This window comes from Acinetobacter sp. GW821-FHT01C12 (assembly GCF_059422625.1).
The window spans coordinates 925,314-945,193 of sequence record NZ_JBWKXD010000001.1 but is presented as its reverse complement, the minus strand read 5'-3'; the positions used below and the strand labels follow the sequence as shown (position 1 = coordinate 945,193).

The window sequence follows — 19,880 nt, the reverse complement described above, 5'->3', positions numbered from 1 at the left end:
ATGCCTTTATACAAAGCACCACTGCGTGATATGCAATTTGTATTGCATGAAATGCTGCAAACAGAAGAAAACTACCAAAAACTACCCAAATATCAGGAAACGGTCAGTCGTGAATTGATCAATCAATATTTAGATGCCGCAGCAGACTTTTGTGAAAATGAGCTTGCACCCATCAATCAAAATGGTGATCAGGAAGGTTGTCATTTAAATCAGGGTGTTGTTACAACCCCAGCGGGATTTAAACAGGCTTATCATAAATATACTGAATTGGGTTTTACCTCACTGACGGCGGATCCTGAATATGGCGGTCAAGGTCTACCCACATTATTGCGTATTGCAATCTCAGAAATGCTGTGTGGTTCTAACTGGGCTTGGGCAATGTATCCAGGCTTATCGCATGGTGCAATGCGCACCATTGAACATCATGGCACAGCAGAACAGAAGCAACAATTTTTAAGCAAACTGATTAGTGGCGTGTGGACAGGGACAATGTGTCTAACTGAGTCACATGCCGGTTCAGATTTAGGTTTGATCCGCACCAAGGCCGAACCAAACCCAGATGGAAGTTATGCAATTACTGGCGAAAAAATCTTCATTTCTGCTGGGGAACATGACCTTTCAGAAAATATTATTCATATTGTTTTAGCCCGACTACCACAAGCACCAGCGGGGACCAAAGGGATTTCACTGTTTATCGTGCCTAAATTTAACCTCGATGATGCAGGTGATTGCCAAGATCGAAATAATGTTATCTGTAGTGCGATTGAACACAAGATGGGGATTCATGGCAATGCAACCTGTGTTTTAAATTTTGATGGGGCCAAGGGCTATTTAATTGGCCCTGAAAATCGTGGGTTAAATTGTATGTTTACCTTTATGAACACAGCACGTATTGGAACAGCTGTACAAGGGTTGGCGGCTTCGGAGATTTCATTTCAAGGTGCATTGAGTTATGCCAAAGAACGTTTGGCGATGCGCGCTTTATCAGGTGCAAAATATCCAGATAAAAATGCTGATCCGATTATTGTACATCCAGCTGTGCGTTCGATGTTAATGACGCAAAAAGCCTTTTCTGAAGGTGGCCGAGCATTGGCATATTTTTTAGCTCAGCATGTTGATATTGTTGAAACATCCAATGATCCTGAACAACAGAAAATCTCAGATGAATTGTTAGCATTTTTAACCCCGATTGCCAAAGCTTTTTTAACTGAATCAGGCAATGAAGCTGCAAAACACGGCGTACAAATTTTTGGTGGGCATGGATTTATTGTTGAACATGGCATGGAGCAAATTGTTCGTGATGCCCGTATCTCAACCTTGTATGAGGGAACCACAGAGATTCAGTCTATAGATTTGCTGGCACGTAAGGTGCTCAAGTCGGATGGCAAACTATTAAAAAATATGACTGATTTAATTGAGCAGTTTATTGCAGCTAATCAATCAAATACCGTATTGGTAGCTTATCTGGAAAAACTGACGGAACTCAAGCAACAGTGGTTATCAATCACAGACAGTGTTGCCAAAAAAGCACAGCAAAACCCAGAAGAAATTGGCGCTGTTTCAGTTGATTATCTGTATTTCTCTAGCTATGTCGTGTTTGCTTATCTTTGGGCACGTATGGCGCAAGTAGCAGATGAAAAGTTAAGCCAAGCAACGCAGGACGAAAAATTTTATCAGGCTAAATTAACCACAGCGAAATTTTTCTTTCAAAAATTATTACACCGTACCCAAAGTCATGCGGCTGCTATTGCATCAGGTGCTGAAGCGGTAATGGAATTAGAACAAGATGACTTTGCTTTTTAAGCAGGGTCAGGCTGTTTTTTATTTAAATGAGTAAAAATAAATGGATTTTCAACATATTTTGATTCGTCAGGAAAATCGGGTGGGCTATTTAACCTTAAACCGTCCCGAGGTGCTGAATAGTTTTAATGAGCAAATGCATCGTGAAATTGCTGCAATTTTAGACCTGTGGGCGGTTTCTACTGAGATTAAAGCCATTGTAATCTCTGGTTCAGGCAAGGGCTTCTGTGCGGGTCAGGATTTAAGAGCCAGAAACAAAGAGGTGATAAGCGCAGCTGATTATGATGCAGGTGCTGCCTTAGAAAAATTTTATAATCCGTTAGTCGTTAAAATTTCCAATATGGCTAAACCTGTTGTGGCTGCGGTCAATGGTGTAGCGGCTGGTGCAGGGGCGAACTTGGCTTTGGCTTGCGATATTGTTGTGGCCAAGCAATCTGCTACGTTTATACAATCTTTTTGCAAAGTCGGTTTAATCCCAGATGCAGGTGGGACGTGGAATTTGCCACATCTGGTGGGGCTTGCCCGAGCCAAAGGTTTGACCATGTTCGGGGATAAGTTATCTGCCCAGAAAGCCTTGAGTTGGGGGCTTATTTGGGAGGTCTATGAAGATGATGGTTTTGATCAGGGCGTGATTGAATTGGCGGAACGTTTGGCAGAGCAACCAAGCAGTTCGATTTCGCTAATTAAAAAGGCCTTAAATACTGCCTCGCAAAATACTTTGGCTGAACAGTTACAGTTGGAACGAGAGTTACAGCGTATTGCTGGACAATCAGACAATTATAAAGAGGGCGTTGCGGCTTTTATCGAAAAAAGGAAAGCTGATTTTACTTGATCAAATCTATGTCTAATCATGTTTAACCAGTAAAAATTAACTAAACAAGCATTCTCTTTGGAGAGTGCTTTATAATAAGTAATAAGAGGGTCTGTTTACAATTCGTCTATGCTTGCGACTACGTGTGTTTTTTAGGCGATTTTAGGCGCGAAATACGAAATTTAGTCATTCTAAATGATGAGAAACACTGTTTCGCAAGGTAACACGAAGCGACAAAAAACACGCTAGTCCCTCCGCTGCGCCTTGCGCTGCAAACAAAGTAGTGCTTTGTTCTTGCTCAGGGTTGTGGTTAAAATTATCTCAGCCTGCGTTATGAAACTTGAAAATAGTCTCGCTATTCTCTTCATTTCATGCCTTGCCTGCTCAATTTTAACCTACAACGCAAGCTATTTATGAAATGTCAACAGCCCCTAGTTTTGATCGTTGTTTACATGATGTTTTTTTAACCTTAGCAAGCTAAATAGAGCTTTTATTTTTTATATATGAAGTAAGTTGCGAGAAGAGAAGGAATACCAAAATTTAGTAAAAATATTAAGAATTCTTCTTTAACCGCATATCCCGCTTGTATGCCCATATACATATTCCAGCTCATTGCTACAAACCAAATCAAGATGAACAGAATAAAAAATAATGTTGGACTAAAGCGACCACGTAATATTCGACTTATAAAAAGAATTGCAAGGAGTAGCATTATACCGATGAGAATCGTATAGAAAGTTCGCATATTGGGTCACCATTTGAATTAGAGATTATTTATATTTTCATTCATCATATCGAAGTTGCTTTACCACATTTGTTTTAACTTTATTTTATTGTTGAGCATAATACTTCCCTTATTTGGGCGACTTAATGATTAAAGTAGCGAATAAGACAAGGATAAATGTTTTTAGTAGAACAATAATGATATGAAACTTGGCATGTCTATTCGAATTTTCGAACAATCTAAAAGCTAATGGGCATTTTTGATATAGTTCAAAAATGAGCAACAACGTCCAGTCTAAAATTGTTGCTTGGGGTGCTTTGATCTGTTGATTCAATTTAGGAGCGGGAAGGTCAATGATCCTGATTCCCTTGGCTAAGTTTTTGAAGACTAAATTCTCCAGATGAGAATTCTGGAGAATCAATGAAGCTCACGTTTGTAAAACCCTATTAAGGCAAATCTAATTCTTTACGCATCTTTAAAGATCGAAGTAATGCCTGATCACGAAGTAATTGAAGATTCTTATCGCCTAGTTTTTTAACAAACTGCTGAGTTTCTTCATTCAGCATCTCAATTTTTTCTTCAGACAAGGTATAAGGGTGCATATCAGCCCACCATTCAGACATCGGTTCACCTAAATGATGCATAGCAGCTTTAAATCCATGTTGATTGGCCAACTGCATATTTAAATAAGGACCAAATATTGCCCAACGTAATCCGGGGCCATTGGTGATAGCGATATCAATATCTTCTGCGCTACATACACCTTCAGAAACCAGATAAAACGCTTCTCTCCAAATTGCAGACTGTAAACGATTAGCGACATGGCCTTTGACTTCTTTTTGAATTAAAATCGGTTTTTTTCCCAATAATCTATAAAATTCAAAAGCATCATGGATATAGTTCGCTTGGGTTTTTTCTCCACCAATAATCTCAACCAACGGTAATAAATGTGGTGGATTAAAAGGATGGCCCAGTACAATTCTTTCAGGATATAGACAATCATGTTGAATATCTGAGATTTTTAAGCCAGATGAACTTGAGGCGATAATGCTATCTTTGGGGCAGTTTTGAGTGAGCTGTGCATATAAGTCTTTTTTTAGATCAATTCGCTCAGGACCATTTTCTTGAATAAAATCCGCATCTTTTACCGCATCTGCTAGATTTTGATAAAAAGTGAGATTTTTTAAAGTGTCTGAAACATAATGATTAGAAGAAGTGGTTTGCTCTTCAGCCAGTTCAAACAAATCAAGTAAATAGGTCTGAACTCTATTTTTTAAATTTAATTCTGCATCAACTGCAGGATCAAAAGCACTCACCTGAAATCCTTTACTTAAATAGAATGCTGCCCAACTTGCACCAATAACACCAGTACCGATAATGGCAACTTTATTTATGGGTTTCATATATTCATTTTCCTTGAATAACCTGAGAACGTTGGATTGTCTCGCTATGACACATGACAAAGTGAGCCTTTCACTTTGATAAAAACTAAAGATAGAAAAACTAAAAAACAGTAGGGGAGGATTTCCCCCTACAAATGAATATGTATTACATCTGGTTAGATGATTTACATAGAGACAAATTCATGATCATTGCAATCATCAACTGTATTACTGAGCGGTATAACCACCATCCATAACCACTGCTTGACCTGTCACCCCCGCCGCTTTTTCACTCGCCAAGAAAACGGCATAATCTGCAATTTCTTCAACATTGAGTAAGCGTTTTTGTGGCACCATGGCTAAAATGACATCTTCAAGTGCACTTGTTTCGCTGACATTACGGGTTTTGGCTAAATCTTTAATTTGACCACGTACCAAAGGTGTATCGACATAACCTGGGCATAATGCATTGACCGTGATTCCATCACGAGCAGATTCTAACGCTGCAACTTTAGTTAAACCGATCACCCCATGTTTGGCACTGTTATAACCCGCTTTTCCAGCAAAGCCGATTAAACCATTGATCGAAGCCATATTGATAATACGGCCATAGTTTTGTGCCTTCATGATTGGAAATGCATGTTTGATTCCAATAAAAGAACCCACCAGCATGACATTCAGTAGTTTTTGATAAATGGCAGTTGGAAATTCTTCGATGGCAGCAACATGTTGAAAACCAGCATTATTGATCAAAATATCCAAACGACCAAAGGTGCTATGTGCTAGACCAATAGCAGCAGCATAAGCATCTTCATCTGAAACATCACAAGGTGCAGATAAGGCTTCAAATCCATCAGTTTTTAAGGCTAAAACTGCTTCATTACATTTGTCCGCATTCATATCCGAAATCACCACTTTTGCACCTTCAAGGGCAAATTTTTTGGCAATTTCAAGTCCAATACCACTTGCTGAACCTGTGATAAATGCAACTTTATCTTTGAGAAGTTGACTCATTATTGACTCCCTGTGTTCATTTTGAAGATAAACTTAGACGATACCAAACCATGTAAATGCAGCAATTGCGACAAATACTGCAACTGTTTTAATGATGGTAATGGCAAAAATGTCTTTATAAGATTGTTTATGTGTAAGTCCAGTGACAGCAAGTAGGGTAATCACGGCACCGTTATGCGGTAAGGTGTCCATACCGCCAGATGCCATTGCAACAATACGATGCATCACTTCAGCAGGAATGCCCATTGCTGCAATAGCTGTATTGTATTGGTCAGCCATGGCACTGAGGGCAATACTCATACCGCCAGATGCTGAACCTGTAATCCCTGCCAAAACGGTTGTGGTGACTGCACCATTGACCAATGGATTGGTAAATGTATGACCTAAAGCATGGCTGATCACGGCAAAACCCGGTAAAGCGGCAATGATTGCACCAAAACCATACTCAGATGCAGTATTCATCACAGCGAGTAGAGAACCACCTATACTTGCATTTACACCTTCTTTAAAGCTGGTTGAAACACGACGATAATCGAACATAATCGCGGTGATAATCCCAACGATTAAAGCTAAACCAACTGCCCAAATCGCTGATGTTTTTGCGACATCGACAGTGTAGTTTGCTAGTCCAAGCGCATTAAAATCAAAGCCATTTGGATACCATGTTTTAATTGCTGTAGATAAATATTTATTCATCACTGCAACTAAAATTAAGGGAACAAATGCCATAAATTGACGTAGACCAGAACCATTATCTTGTTGCTGAGATTGATTTTCGAATTGTTGAAGTTCGGCTTCTGTTAAAGTAATACCAGATGCAAAACCATCTCCATTGCGAGCAGCAACACGACGACGCCATTCCAGATAAGTTAAACCGACACCTAAAACAAAGATTGCGCCGATAATTCCTAAAAATGGCGCTGCATAAATATTGGTTCCAAAAAATGTAGTTGGAATAACGTTTTGAATCTGAGGCGTACCCGGTAAGGCATCCATGGTAAAGGAGAAAGCACCCAGTGCAATCGTGCCAGGAATCAAACGTTTAGGGATATTTGCTTGTCTAAATAATTGGTTTGCAAAGGGATAGACTGCAAAAACCACGACAAATAAACTGACGCCGCTATAGGTTAAAATTGCCCCTAGCAGAACAACGGTAAGCATTGCATTTTTAGAGCCAATTAATTTAACAATCGTTTTGGCAATGGATTCAGCAATACCTGACATTTCAACGACTTTACCAAAAATCGCACCCAGCAAAAACACCAAGAAATAATCTTTAATAAAGCCCACCATTTTTGGCATAAACACACCAGAATAAAATGGTAAAACGTTGGCAGGGTTAATCAGCAAGACGGCCAATAAGGCACAAATCGGTGCCATGAGAATTACAGAAAATCCTCTGTAGGCTGTGTACATCAACAAGCCAAGAGAAAGTAAAATTATACCCAGTTCCCACATATTTTTACTCCGTCCTTAAAGAATATATGTCAAAACCCACCTTGTTTTTATTTCAAATCACGACAAGGCTATCTCAATCATAAAAATGCATTAGTGAGTGAAACCAATAAAAATGGATATCTAGAGAAATTAATATTGATCAATAAATTTAGCTTTTATAAATCGTCCAGACTTATAAATTGGAATATCCATTTCCAAATGATGGATAAAACTATAATCCAAATTATTCGAGGCATTGTTTGAAAATATTTATGAGTCAATATGGAAAACTAATGAATAGAAACAAGTTTCATGAGGTTTTTGCGCAATAGGTCATAGATAAGCAAAAGAAAAAAGCCAAATTGGAGATGCAGATGAATGAGTATATGTTCAACGTTTTAATTTTTATTTACAGCAGTGGTTTTATTGACAAGTATGTTGCTTGAAATACGTAATATATCGATTTTGTCCTGATTTAAATGCATAGACATATTTTTTACAGATCACACAAATTAAAAACTTTCATTAAGACATCAATCTGAGCAAAAACGAGATCAGCTAGCATGGATTGATATCTTATTCTATAAGCAAAACGATAGCTCAAATGACTCATTTTAGGATCAAAACTCGCTTGGTTTAGCGTATTATAGAGCTATAAATCAGTTAGGTTGCCGTATGACACTCAAACAGTTAAAAGCTTTTTTAGTTCTTGCTCGGACATTGAATTATGCCAATGCTGCCAATGAACTTTGCCTAAGTCAATCTGCTTTAAGCTTAAGTATCAAAAGTTTAGAGGATGAGTTGGGTGGCAAGCTGTTTAAGCGCAATACCCGCCGTGTGGATCTTACCGCTGAGGGAAATTCGTTGATTCCATTTGCTAAAAAACTTTTGGCAAATTGGGAAGACATGGAAAGAGATGTTAAACAGCGTTTTAAATTACATCGTGGCACATTGAATATTGCCTCGATGCCTTTCGCGACACATGCTGTTTTACCTGCTGTACTGCATGAATTTAATAAGAATCATCCCAATATCAATTTTTCAATCCATGATATTCCTAATGAAAAAATTATTGAAAAAGTCCAAGAGGGCATTTTTGAAATTGGGATTTGCTTTGAACCGCAACACAATGATCAATTAATATTTAAGCCATTTTTCAATGAAGATTTTTTAGCACTACTTCCCAAAGATCATCAGTTGGCGCAGCGTAAAAGTGTGACATGGCGTGAGCTGTATGCTTATCCTTTTATCACTTTACAGAAACCTTCGATCATTCGACACGTGGTGGAAGAGAAATGTTCACAAAATAATATGATCTTAGATTTAAAACTTGAGTGTCATCAGATTAGTTCATTGTCGCATTTCGTGGCTTTTGGTATGGGGGTCAGTGCGATTCCACGTCATTTTCAAAATTATATCGATAAAGAAAATAATGTCTTGGTCGAAATTGAAGAGGGCAATGTCAATCTTTCGGTTGGGATTATTTATAAAAAAGATTTTGAACTTTCTAATATTTCTTCGCAATTTATTGAAACGATATTGGCACATCAGTTTTAAAAGAATTTCACCCCATCATAAAGCCCACTGTTTCAGGATGAAATCAGATTAATGAGTTTTACTCATTAGACATTTGAAAGAATCAATTTCTAAAATAATTTGCTCGATGTTAATAATAATAATTCTAAAGGACATAGAGTTAAAACGATGAAAAAAGTTGTCGCGAATGCACATGAGGCTTTGGCTGATGTGGTTGCAAACAACCAGACTTTTGCAGTGGGTGGTTTTGGATTATGTGGTATTCCAGAAGCATTGATTGATGCCTTAAAAGAAATTGGCGTAACGGGTCTAACCTGTATTTCTAACAATGCAGGTGTGGATGATTTTGGTCTAGGCAAGCTTTTACAAACCAAACAAATTAAAAAAATGATTTCATCCTATGTCGGTGAAAACAAAGAATTTGAACGTCAATATTTAAATGGTGAGCTTGAAGTTGAGTTGACACCTCAAGGCACTTTGGCTGAAAAGTTACGTGCAGGTGGTGCTGGAATTCCAGCGTTCTTTACCCAAACAGGTGTTGGGACATTGATTGCCGAAGGCAAAGAAGTTCGCGAATTTGATGGTAAAGATTACATACTCGAACAAGCATTGGTTGCAGATATTGCTTTGGTAAAAGCCTATAAGGCAGATAAAGCCGGCAACTTAATTTTTCGTAAGACTGCACGAAACTTTAACCCTGAGTGTGCAATGGCTGGCAAATTGACCATTGTCGAAGTTGAAGAAATTGTTGAAATTGGTGAGTTAGATCCAGATTCAATTCATTTACCGGGAATTTATGTAAGTCGTATTGTTTTAAATGCGCAGCCTGAAAAACGAATTGAACAATTGACATTGAAGACGGAGATTTAATCATGGCTTGGACGCGTAATGAAATGGCTGAACGTGCAGCGCAAGAGCTTGAAGATGGCTTTTATGTCAATCTAGGCATTGGCTTACCTACCTTGGTTGCAAACTATATTCCTGACAATATCAATGTCTGGCTTCAATCTGAAAATGGCTTATTGGGAATTGATGAATTTCCAACACAAGCTACTGTCGATGCAGATTTAATTAATGCGGGTAAACAAACCGTAACTGCACGTAAGGGTGCTGCATTTTTCTCTAGTGCTGAATCTTTTGCCATGATTCGTGGTGGTAAGGTCAATATTGCTATTTTAGGATCAATGGAAGTTTCCGAAAAGGGAGATTTAGCCAACTGGATGATCCCAGGGAAAAAAGTAAAAGGCATGGGCGGTGCAATGGATTTGGTTGCTGGTGTACAAAAAGTCGTGGTGTTGATGGAACACTGTGCTAAAGATGGCAGTCCTAAAATCGTCGCTGAATGTTCATTACCGCTTACAGGTAGACTGGTCGTAAACCGTATAATTACGGATCTAGGAGTGATGGATATCACTCCCCAAGGTGTAGAGTTGATTGAATTGGCTAAAGATGTAAGCCTAGAACAGATTCAGGCGGCAACTGGGGTAGAACTGATCACCTCAAATCTCGCTGTGGCTTGATTGCGATAAAGCAAGCTTAAAATTCTAATGTAAGCAGCCAAGTTTGAATGCTAAGTCGCTTTGGCGGCTTAGACATGTTATGAATGGATATGCTATTTTTAAAAATACCCGCTTCAAAAGTATACGCATTTAAAATACAAGGTGAACTCGAATGGAAAAGATTGTCATCGTCGCTGCTGGTCGTACTGCAATGGGAAGTTTTCAAGGCAGTTTTGCAAGTTTATCTGCACCGGATTTGGGTGCAGTCGTCATTGAAAAAGTTGTTGAACAAGCCAATGTGCCTGTTGCTGATATTGATGAAGTAATTATGGGCTGTGTATTACCTGCGGGTTTAAAACAAGGTCCAGCACGTCAAGCGATGCGAAAAGCGGGTTTACCGGATCATGTTGGCGCAACCACAATCAATAAAGTCTGTGGTTCTGGGATGAAAGCTGCAATGCAAGCCAGCGACGCCATTAAAGCAGGAAGTGCCAAAATTATTGTGGTCGGTGGGATGGAGTCTATGACCAATGCACCGTATTTATTACTTAAAGCACGTTCAGGTTATCGGATGGGGCATGGTCAAGTGATTGATCATATGTTCCTTGATGGTTTAGAAGACGCGGGTACAGGGCGTGCAATGGGAAGTTTTGCACAGGAAATGGCGGATAAAAAGAGCTATAGCCGTGAGCAAATGGATGAGTTTGCAATTCGCTCACTGACACGTGCAAAAAAAGCGATTGCAGAAGGTTATTTTAAAGACGAAATCACACCTGTTAAAGTGGCGCTACGTCAGGGGGAGATCACTGTAGATGTGGACGAAAATCCTGAAAATGCCAAGATTGATAAAATCCCAAGCTTAAAACCTGCATTTGCCAAAGATGGTACGATTACAGCTGCAAACTCTAGTTCAATCAGTGATGGTGCATCTGCACTACTGATCACGTCGGCATCAGAAGCGCAAAAGCGTGGTTTAACTGTATTAGCAGAAATCAAAGGCTATACAACCAATTCCCAGCATCCTGAAGAGTTTACCATTGCACCTGTGGGAGCAATTGAAAAATTATTGAAAAATCTCGGTTGGTCCGTAGACGATGTTGATCTTTGGGAAATTAACGAAGCTTTTGCCATGGTCACTATGGCTGCAATTGATGCATTTAAACTTGATCCTGAAAAAGTCAATATTAATGGCGGTGCTTGCGCACTTGGTCATCCACTGGGTTCATCAGGTTCACGAATCATTGTGACCTTGATCCATGCTTTAAAACGCTTAGGTAAAACCAAAGGGATTGCAACACTTTGTATTGGTGGTGGTGAAGCTACAGCACTTGCAGTTGAATTAAGCGCGTAATTTATTGTTTATCGTAATAAATAGCTAAATAGTTTGTGATTCAAAATTAAAAAAGCCGGTCGTTTCAATACTGCCGGCTTTTTGCTGTTCTTTGTCATGTGAGTTTATGTATAGTCAACCAGTCAAAAACTCAAACCCAAGAAATAAATATTTTTAATTAAATTAATTATATGGCGAGATAAGCTGTTTGATTATAAAAAGTTTGCAATGCTCCACCTTACATTCAAAGTTTCAATACCTTTGTGTAGGCGATGCCTGACTTTTCGCAGGGATTGCCAAACCTTGCGCTGCAAACAAAGCAGTGCTTTGTTTTTGCTCATGTTGGGCGAGGAGTATGTCCTGTACCCCCGTATTCCCACACACAAGGGGCGACATACATGTCGCCCCACGGTAGGACAACCATTTATAATTCAAAAGCACAATGCTTTATCATTAAATCTTACCATTTATGACTATAAGTCACTTTCAATGTTGCACCTGATGCCAGCAGATGGCTGGTGTTATTACTGGTGCGGAGAAGTTGGCTGTATAAAGGATAGTATTTACGGTTAAACATATTTTCTAAGCCAATCGTAACGGTATCTTTTTTGTTGAGGGCAAAACTACTGATTAAATCTGCAGTGGTATATGACTTCACATCATAACGACCAAAACTGTTGAGACCGTTTAAGCGATAATCTTCTGAACCAAAATATGTCGCTTGTAAACGATTTGTCCATGTGTCTGTTGGGCTATAAGAAATGTATCCTGTTACTTTTAATGGTGGAATACGGTAACCCGTCATGTCTTGTTCTGTATTGGTGTTCTGTGGCGTTTCACGGCCTTTCATCCATGTAACACTTCCTCCTGCTCCCCATACTTTTGCATCATCAAGATAATCAAGAGTTGCTTCTACACCAGTCACTTTTTCTTTGGTACGCGTCAGTATCAAGCCATTGTTAAAGGATTGAACACCACCCAGATCTGACGTTGACTGAAACACCGCTAAGCTTGAGCTAAAATTATTAAAATGACCATTCCAACCGAGCTCGTAATTATCCACCTTAACCGGTTCAAGGAATGATGATGCTAAGTTAAATCCTTCTGTTGCATTACGGATCACCACCCCTACATCTGGCAATTGAAAACCTTGATTAAAAGATGCATAAATCGAGTGCTGATCTGTTGGCTTAAAGGTGATATTGGCATTATATAACCATGCATCCGCCGTCACTTTACCACCCTTAACAGTATAAGGATTTGGTTTACCTAGTTGTGATAGTGGAACAAAGCTATCAATTTTTGCATAACTGTCTTCATAACGCGTACCAACTTCTGCAGACCATTGCTCATTAAAATTATGCTTTAATTGCGCAAAACCGCCGATACTTTGGGTAGTTAATTCAGGTAAATAGATCAGTTTTCCATTTTTAACAAATTCTAAGCCACCAGATTGGACATAAATTGTAGGATCAAACGTGTCTAGAGGCATTTCGCTTTTTTCACGACTAAAATCGCCACCCCAAACAATCGACGTATCACCTAAAAATTCTAGTGGAGTGTTTACGGTTAGGCGACTGCCAAGAACATTATTGTTTTGATAAACCTGATCGACTTTTCCACCACGTGTAATGACTTGACGGGCATCAAATGGCGAGAAGCGAGTAAAAAAGTCTCGGTAATAGATTTGCCCGTCAACTTTGCTGCCAAATAAATCTTTATTGTTATAGGTTAAATTGTAGATTTGATTTTCATTTTTATTCTGGTCTTTTAATTTAAGCCCTTTGATTGCTTTCGCAGGTACGCTACCTGCAGGAAGTTTTGCTACACTTGGGTCAGAGGCATAGTCAGAATCTTGTTCAGCGTTATAGTAATTTGCTGCAAATTGTAGATATTGGTTATCATCAATGTGATAGCCAAGTTTCCCGCCTACGCTATATGCATCCGCATCAAATAAATCACCTTGACTTGGTTCTGGTGCAACACGATCGCCTCGGGCATCGTATGGACTACCAATACGTTGATAGCCAAAATCAAATGCATAGTCAAAGTTATTTAAGCTTCCAGAAAAATATTGATGAATATCTCCACTTAAAGCATCTGTACGAAAGTTGGTCAAAGCGCTTTGTAGCCCAATCACAGTTTTTGCAGTCGGTTCACCGCCCGCCGCTTTGGTGGTGATTGAAATCGTTCCGCCAGCAGCACCACTTCCATAAATCGCATTACTGCCACGAATGACTTCTATCCCCGTAATACTTTGCGGGTCGATAGATGAAAGACCTCTTGATGTATCACGTGTCAAATTCATAGGTACGCCGTCAACCAAGATCAAGGCATTACGTCCGCGTAAAGTTTGCCCATAATCGGTAATTGTACGACTTGAATCAGATAAGCCAGGCACAACTTTGGCTAAAACAGTGGCGATATTTCCAGAAGACGCATTTTTTAGAAATTCAATTTGTTTTTCATCTAATTTGGTCACTTGTTTTGCAGAAGAGGAGAATTCATCTGAGCGTGATGCGCTGACAGTAATGGTCGGAAGCACTGCCGCTTTGTTCTCTGTATCTGTAGCTTCTGTGGGTGAAATAGCAAAAGAGGATTGCGATAAAAAGATGAACCCACCAATTGATATAAGTGGAATGATTTTTTTTACATCAGACTTCTTATTAAAAATTTTGTTGCTTTTCATCTTGCTTCCTTTTATCTCACCCTGAGATTGCTTTAAATTGACGAAAGTATAATTGAGAATGATTGTAATTCACAGTAACAAATAAACAAACAATAAAACATTTATATTCAGCTTAAATTTAATTGAGTGGAATAGCTGATACACCACTCAAGGTTTAGAGATCTATACAATTTCTTTATATGAATCAATATGAAGCTGATGTGCTTGACGAGTAATACTGCGATCATCACCGAGCACAAAAAGTTTTACAGACTGGTGTTTCCACAACGCAATATCTTCAGGCTGGCGCGGAATTGCGCAGAAATATTTACCCTGTTGTTGAGTTTTGCTATATATCTCTTGGATCTTTGCTTGAACTTGCGGATGGCGCGTTTCCCAAGGAACGCCCATAGACTGAGAAAGATCTGCCGCACCTTCAAGAATAATATCGATCCCATCAATAGCTAAAATTTCATCGATATTTGCTACACCAGCTAAACTTTCAATCATTGCGACGACAACTGTTTCTTTGTGTGCGTGTTGCACAAAATCAGTTAAGCTCTGCATGCCATAGCGATTTAACCGAGTTGAATTTAAGCCCCTTTGCCCTAGGGGCATGTAGTGGCAATAATTCACAGCTTCTTGGGCTTGTTGTGCATTTTCTATACGTGGTAATACAATTCCAGTCACGCCAGCATCGAGTAAAGGTAAGATCAAGTGATTGGCGGTTAAGGGGACTCGAACCAATACATCAAGCTGCATGGCTCTAGCGGCTAAAATCATGCTTTCAACTTGGGATGTACTAAATAAAGTATGTTCCAAGTCAATAATAATAAAGTCATAGCCAGCCAGTCCCAATTGCTCCACATGAATTGGTGAGGCAATAGAACAGAATATGCCATACAGTGACTCACCATTTTCCATGCGTTTTTTAAAGGGAACTGAAGCTTTATTCATATTCAATTTCCTTAATTAAACTCAACGGATTTGGGGTGGTTTGTACTCTTAATCGGATTTCTGGTAGGAAGCGACGACTTGCAAGTTGTTCAATATCGATGGTGTCATCTGTAAAGTTAAACAATTCATATCTTTGTGCAAATTCTGGATGCTTTTCTTTATGTTGATTGATGATCGATCTTAACATTGTCCAAAATTTGATTTCATCAAAATCATAATGCGTGTTTAAAAATATGGCCAATTCCGCTAGATTGACAAACCAAAGTGCATCTTGGGTAAAATCTCTTAACTCATTTGCTGCGTGTGTTTCTAAAAAAGAATTCGGGTTAATTTTGGCATGTTCTTTAGGCGCGTCTTGTAACTCGGGTAATAGCTCTGGATTTCTTAACAAATGACGACTAAAGCGAATACCATCATGGAAATCTTTTAGAGCAGCTTTAACAGGTAGACCATCTTTGTGAATTAACACCATATTTTGTGCATGAGATTCCAATGCTAAGCCGTGACACCATAAAATATGCATAATTGGCAGGTAGGCATTTTTTAATAATTTCTCTAACCAAAACTCGATCCCGTATTGTTTGATCCAGTGGTCTATCAGCGGTTTTTGGTCAGTATCAAGTTGCATTAGACCTGTAACTGGTGTTGCTGATTCGCCTTCATTGAGATAATGATAAATACTTTCACGCCAAATACAGGCCAGTGCGCCATATTGAACAGCTAAGGCGATCGGCTGATTGATAGAAAGTCCAGCAATTTCTCTTAAAATAACGGGTTTACGTTGTTTTTCTAAAATATGGTCTTGCTCAACGATTTTATACAGCCAGTCACTCATTTTTGCCGCATTTTGCACAGTATGTGGTGCTAAAACACGAGAGGTCGACGTGTTAACTAAATTCATCGCTAATTTTAGTGATAACGCTGAAATATCCGTGATGTTTGATAATGTTCGGATTGATTGTTGCGGTAAATAAGTAGGTCCAGCGATTTTCAATGGAATGATCAGTTGATTGCTGATTGCATCTTGATAATATAATTCAATAATTTTATCCCATTGCCAAGGATGAATGGGGCTAAGAATATAATCATTGAAATCAACTTGATGTGCTGTCAATTCCTCACGGATTGCGTGAAGGTCTTTGTCTGAAAAATGCTGTTTATACAGTTGATTTAAGTTGATCGTTTCACTCAAAACCAATTTGCATAAGCTTTTATGAGTAGCAGCCCATTGAACAGAGAATCCTTGGGATAATTCAGGTGAGTATTTTTGATTTTCCTTAAGATCAAAGCCTATTCTAGATTTAAAACTTGGATGATAGAGATGTGCATTGTTTATACGGGCTTCTTGCTCAATATATGACAGTGTTCTTAATGGTTGGTTGGGTGATAGACCCAGTGTTTGTGCATGTTTGACATAGGTAAGATTGAGCTCATCATTAAAGTTTTGCCATTTGATTGGATCAGCATCAATAATATGTTTTAAATCAGCCAATAATGCTTTTAAATTTGGACTGCTTGATGACTTTTGAACGGCATCATAACGGACTAAACTCGATGGATTTAATTTAATTCGGTTAAAACTAAAATGTTGTTTAGCGTCGCAGCAATAAAAAAGATCATCTGAAATAAAGAATTTAATTTGCCCATTTGATTTTTCGTAGTTAAAGGCATTTTCAAAGATTAATGCTTCTAATAATTGCCCGATGACACGTCTTTCCGCTTGGACTTTATAATCAATTTGTTGCGTAGCTTGAAGAGGGGTCAGTGTTTGAGCGCCTCTGTATTTATAAATCGGATTTTCAATATCAATCCAAATCGGGTTACCACCACTGTGATATAAGGTGTTCATCATATTTGCCTTAATAGGTAAAGTGAGAGAGTTAAGCAAAAGGTTGCAGTAGTGCTGTGCTTTATCTGAGAAGTTTTCATCGATCAGGGTTTGTCTGGTGGTTTGCCAAAGTTCACTTTCTTCAATAATGCTTACTCTTGATATCGCACTAATCAGATGCGCAATATGATTAATGACTAAATAATATTGCAGAAAAATCCATGCATCCTTTTGAGAAAACCAAACAGTGCTATCTTCAGAGACTGAGGAATGATCATTGAGCATCTCAGAAACCACACTAATCCCTTCCATATCACGAATAATCAGTCGAGCAGGGAAGCCTTGTTTAAATTCCATCAAACTGTTTTGCATATGGGCTTCAACACTAATCCCTTTATTTGCAAACAATTCAATCAGTGGAACCAAGGAAACTTGAATATATTGTTTCCACCAATCAGCAAGAAAGGCTTTTGAGTGACTATTTGGAAGTCCTTGGGCTTGTGCGGCCTGATCAATAAACGCCATTAAGGGGATCTGATGATGCTCATTTTCTTCGACTAAACCACCTAGCATCCGAGTATTTTCAAGCGTTTCCGTAGCTAATCCTGCGCGATATATAATGCCAAAAGAACTTTCTAACTCAGGGATTTTGACAGTTTTGGCTGTAAGCTCTGGAAGAATGAGCATATTTTTATAGTGTTGATTGATCTGATGCTTAAGAATGATTTTACTGGCATCAATCGCTCTTTCCATTTCATCCATAGGGTTGTTACGAATAAAACTGGTAATACGCACATCAATGGAGAGTTTTAGAAAAATATTAGATTGCGGTAACCAGACGGTTCGTACTGAAGATGTAGGCCAAACGGTTTGTCCTAAAGCACCTAAATATCGAACCTCATGATTTTCTAAATAGCGTTTTAAGGAAGGATGTAGGAGTAAAAAGTTTGCTTGCCACGGATGTGTAGGCAAAAGTTCATAATTTTCGAAGTCATCTTTAAGGCGCTGTCGTGCATGCTTCAATACGTCTTCTTCAATCAGTTGATCAACATTATTATCGCTGACAAGTTTTTGGATTAAGGATGAATGCACTGCGAAGTAGTGTAACTGAAACGTCGCACCTAGCTCTGGGCTATACTTTTTCATATCCTCTTTAGAAAAGCCTAGATTGGCTTTTGAGGTCACATGAAATGGATGTCCATATAACATGCCTTGTTCAGCAGATTGAAAACTAGAGGCCAGTTTAGGCTTTATTTGATCTACGCAGTTTTCTAAAAAGAATTTGGTATTTTCGATACTGTTTGCGATTTCAGCATAGAGATTCTGATTTTGCTTTTTATCTTTAAATCGCTGATTTAACTTTAACTCATCGGTTATCATTTTAACCAACACTTTAGGATCAGTCAGACTTTTGACAGTCTTATCCTCAGTATTGAATACACAAAAAGAGCGCTGGTAACGATGATAACCTGTGCTTGAGAAATGCTGTATCGCACCATAGATGACTGAGTTAGATGCAGTAAATGGGTATGAAAAATAGGATGAATTATTTGCGTCATGTATTGTTAAAGGTGAATCCTGTTCTGAGAGAATATGCTGTTCGAGTTGAACTTGAAGTTCACGAAAAAAAGTATTCAAGTATTGTTCAAAAAGCTTGTAAGACCATGCATCGGTGGTAATGATCGGGTTCATTCTTGTACCTCTTCTAAAATTGTATTGGTTAAAAATTTGTTTAAAGTCACGATTAATCCAGCACCAATAAAAAATAATGCAGTGCAAATTAACGCGGCAGTGATATTGAAAAATGAGTATGTAAGGGTGACCGCAATCGGCCCAAACAGTTGACCGAGAACAAAGGCACTGTTTGAAATACCAATCACTTTTCCTTGATTTCTTGCATCAGTTTTTAACGAAATCGTATGAAAAATAGAGGGAATAAGTGCAGCGAAACAGAAACCTTGTATGAGTCTTAATAGCAGCACTAACCAAATATTAGTGGTCCATGTCAAAGCCAGAACCGTGATTCCACAGATCAGCGTTGCACTGACAAAATTATGAAATGAATAGCCTCTTGCATCATTACGTTTCCCCCAATAGGTTGCAGCAAAGAATGCAGCGCCCCATGAAAGTGCGTGGATTGTTCCTGTTAAACTCGCAATAGATAAGGGTGTAGTTATATTTCGACTGATTTCACTGATATATAAGATAAAACAGGACACTAAACCGAACCCGCCAGCTTGGACAAAGGTTCCTGCACTGAGCCAAGAAAAAATTGTTCGATCAAAGGATTGCAGTGTTGATGGTTTTTTATCGGGTTCAGTGACAGATGTCTGTACAGGTTGGCTCAATAAAATGGCAGCAACTAAGATTAAAATGATGACAATATATGCTGTGGCATTGAGTAAGGTTTCAACTTTCCAATGGTCCATAAATATGCCCCCGAGTACCGGACCACATAGGCAGGCCAGTGCGACACTGCTTTGGAGCTGTCCAAAAGCAAGACCTCTTTGTCGCTCGCTAGACAAGTAAGAGGTATAGGCATAAAGAATCACGGATAGACCGCAAAATCCTAATAGAATACGGGCAAAAATAAACACAAATAGATGCTGTGCTCCCGCCATTAAAAGTATAGAAATGCAGAAACCAGCCAAAGAAAGTAACAGTGCTTTTTTATGCCCAAATGTATCTGATAGATGACCAATAAGGGGGGCTGTAAATAGACTCCCTAGAGCTGGTGCTGACAGCGCTATACCTGCCCAAATGGCGGGTGTTGTCATTTGCGCCGTCAATTTTTCCATATATAGCGGCATGATCGGTATTAAGACCATCAAGCCAAAAGTCGAAAAAAATTGACACAGTAAAATAATCAAATGATCTAGGCGAGAGGAACGCAT

At 38.8% G+C, this 19,880-nt stretch carries 14 protein-coding genes; 6 read left to right on the top strand and 8 right to left on the bottom strand.

The features are described from left to right. Entirely contained in the window at window positions 1–1,803 is a 1,803-nt protein-coding gene (locus AC07WY_RS04545; protein WP_494735791.1) for an acyl-CoA dehydrogenase C-terminal domain-containing protein, read from the top strand. Between the two features lie 40 nt (window positions 1,804–1,843). Then, entirely contained in the window at window positions 1,844–2,632 is a 789-nt protein-coding gene (gene paaG / locus AC07WY_RS04540; protein ID WP_494735790.1) for a 2-(1,2-epoxy-1,2-dihydrophenyl)acetyl-CoA isomerase PaaG, read from the top strand. A gap of 1,149 nt (window positions 2,633–3,781) precedes the next feature. On the opposite strand, the gene AC07WY_RS04535 is transcribed toward paaG, so the two are convergent. The 3 genes from AC07WY_RS04535 to AC07WY_RS04525 all read right to left on the bottom strand — a co-directional run bounded on the left by AC07WY_RS04535 (window position 3,782) and on the right by AC07WY_RS04525 (window position 7,189). After that, the gene (locus AC07WY_RS04535; RefSeq protein ID WP_335955310.1) at window positions 3,782–4,738 is read right to left on the bottom strand and encodes a 3-hydroxyacyl-CoA dehydrogenase NAD-binding domain-containing protein; all 957 of its coding nucleotides are present in this window, start codon (window positions 4,736–4,738) and stop codon (window positions 3,782–3,784) included. A 207-nt stretch (window positions 4,739–4,945) separates the two neighbouring features. Beyond that, the gene (locus AC07WY_RS04530; RefSeq protein ID WP_096733811.1) at window positions 4,946–5,731 is read right to left on the bottom strand and encodes a 3-hydroxybutyrate dehydrogenase; all 786 of its coding nucleotides are present in this window, start codon (window positions 5,729–5,731) and stop codon (window positions 4,946–4,948) included. A 33-nt stretch (window positions 5,732–5,764) separates the two neighbouring features. Continuing rightward, a complete protein-coding gene (locus AC07WY_RS04525) occupies window positions 5,765–7,189 on the bottom strand; it encodes a GntP family permease (protein WP_004721436.1) in 1,425 nt (474 codons plus the stop codon). Between the two features lie 654 nt (window positions 7,190–7,843). Between AC07WY_RS04525 and AC07WY_RS04520 the strand changes: the two genes are divergently transcribed. The 4 genes from AC07WY_RS04520 (at window position 7,844) to AC07WY_RS04505 (ending at window position 11,554) form a co-directional block, all read left to right on the top strand. Then, window positions 7,844–8,725: a LysR family transcriptional regulator gene (locus AC07WY_RS04520; protein WP_004820562.1), complete on the top strand. Its 882-nt coding sequence runs from the start codon at window positions 7,844–7,846 to the stop codon at window positions 8,723–8,725. 147 nt (window positions 8,726–8,872) lie between these two features. Beyond that, the gene (locus tag AC07WY_RS04515; protein ID WP_494735789.1) at window positions 8,873–9,574 is read left to right on the top strand and encodes a CoA transferase subunit A; all 702 of its coding nucleotides are present in this window, start codon (window positions 8,873–8,875) and stop codon (window positions 9,572–9,574) included. Between the two features lie 2 nt (window positions 9,575–9,576). Then, window positions 9,577–10,224, top strand: coding sequence for a 3-oxoacid CoA-transferase subunit B (locus tag AC07WY_RS04510; protein WP_004721431.1), 648 nt, complete (start codon window positions 9,577–9,579; stop codon window positions 10,222–10,224). A gap of 151 nt (window positions 10,225–10,375) precedes the next feature. Then, the gene (locus tag AC07WY_RS04505) at window positions 10,376–11,554 is read left to right on the top strand and encodes a thiolase family protein (RefSeq protein WP_494735788.1); all 1,179 of its coding nucleotides are present in this window, start codon (window positions 10,376–10,378) and stop codon (window positions 11,552–11,554) included. A 231-nt stretch (window positions 11,555–11,785) separates the two neighbouring features. On the opposite strand, the gene AC07WY_RS04500 is transcribed toward AC07WY_RS04505, so the two are convergent. From AC07WY_RS04500 to AC07WY_RS04480, 5 genes are all read right to left on the bottom strand, one after another. Beyond that, entirely contained in the window at window positions 11,786–11,929 is a 144-nt protein-coding gene (locus tag AC07WY_RS04500; RefSeq protein WP_419336963.1) for a hypothetical protein, read from the bottom strand. 64 nt (window positions 11,930–11,993) lie between these two features. After that, window positions 11,994–14,222 (bottom strand): TonB-dependent receptor, encoded by a 2,229-nt coding sequence (locus AC07WY_RS04495; protein ID WP_494735787.1) that lies wholly within the window; start codon window positions 14,220–14,222, stop codon window positions 11,994–11,996. Window positions 14,223–14,384: 162 nt separating this feature from the next. Beyond that, on the bottom strand, window positions 14,385–15,158 hold the full coding sequence (locus AC07WY_RS04490; protein ID WP_494735786.1) for an HpcH/HpaI aldolase family protein: 774 nt from the start codon (window positions 15,156–15,158) through the stop codon (window positions 14,385–14,387). Continuing rightward, window positions 15,151–18,678 (bottom strand): IucA/IucC family protein, encoded by a 3,528-nt coding sequence (locus AC07WY_RS04485; RefSeq protein ID WP_494735785.1) that lies wholly within the window; start codon window positions 18,676–18,678, stop codon window positions 15,151–15,153. Before AC07WY_RS04485 ends, AC07WY_RS04490 begins: the two co-directional genes overlap by 8 nt. After that, window positions 18,675–19,880 carry an MFS transporter gene (locus tag AC07WY_RS04480; RefSeq protein ID WP_494735784.1) on the bottom strand — a complete coding sequence of 402 codons (1,206 nt, stop codon included), beginning with the start codon at window positions 19,878–19,880 and terminating at the stop codon, window positions 18,675–18,677. The genes AC07WY_RS04485 and AC07WY_RS04480 overlap by 4 nt, the downstream gene beginning before the upstream one ends.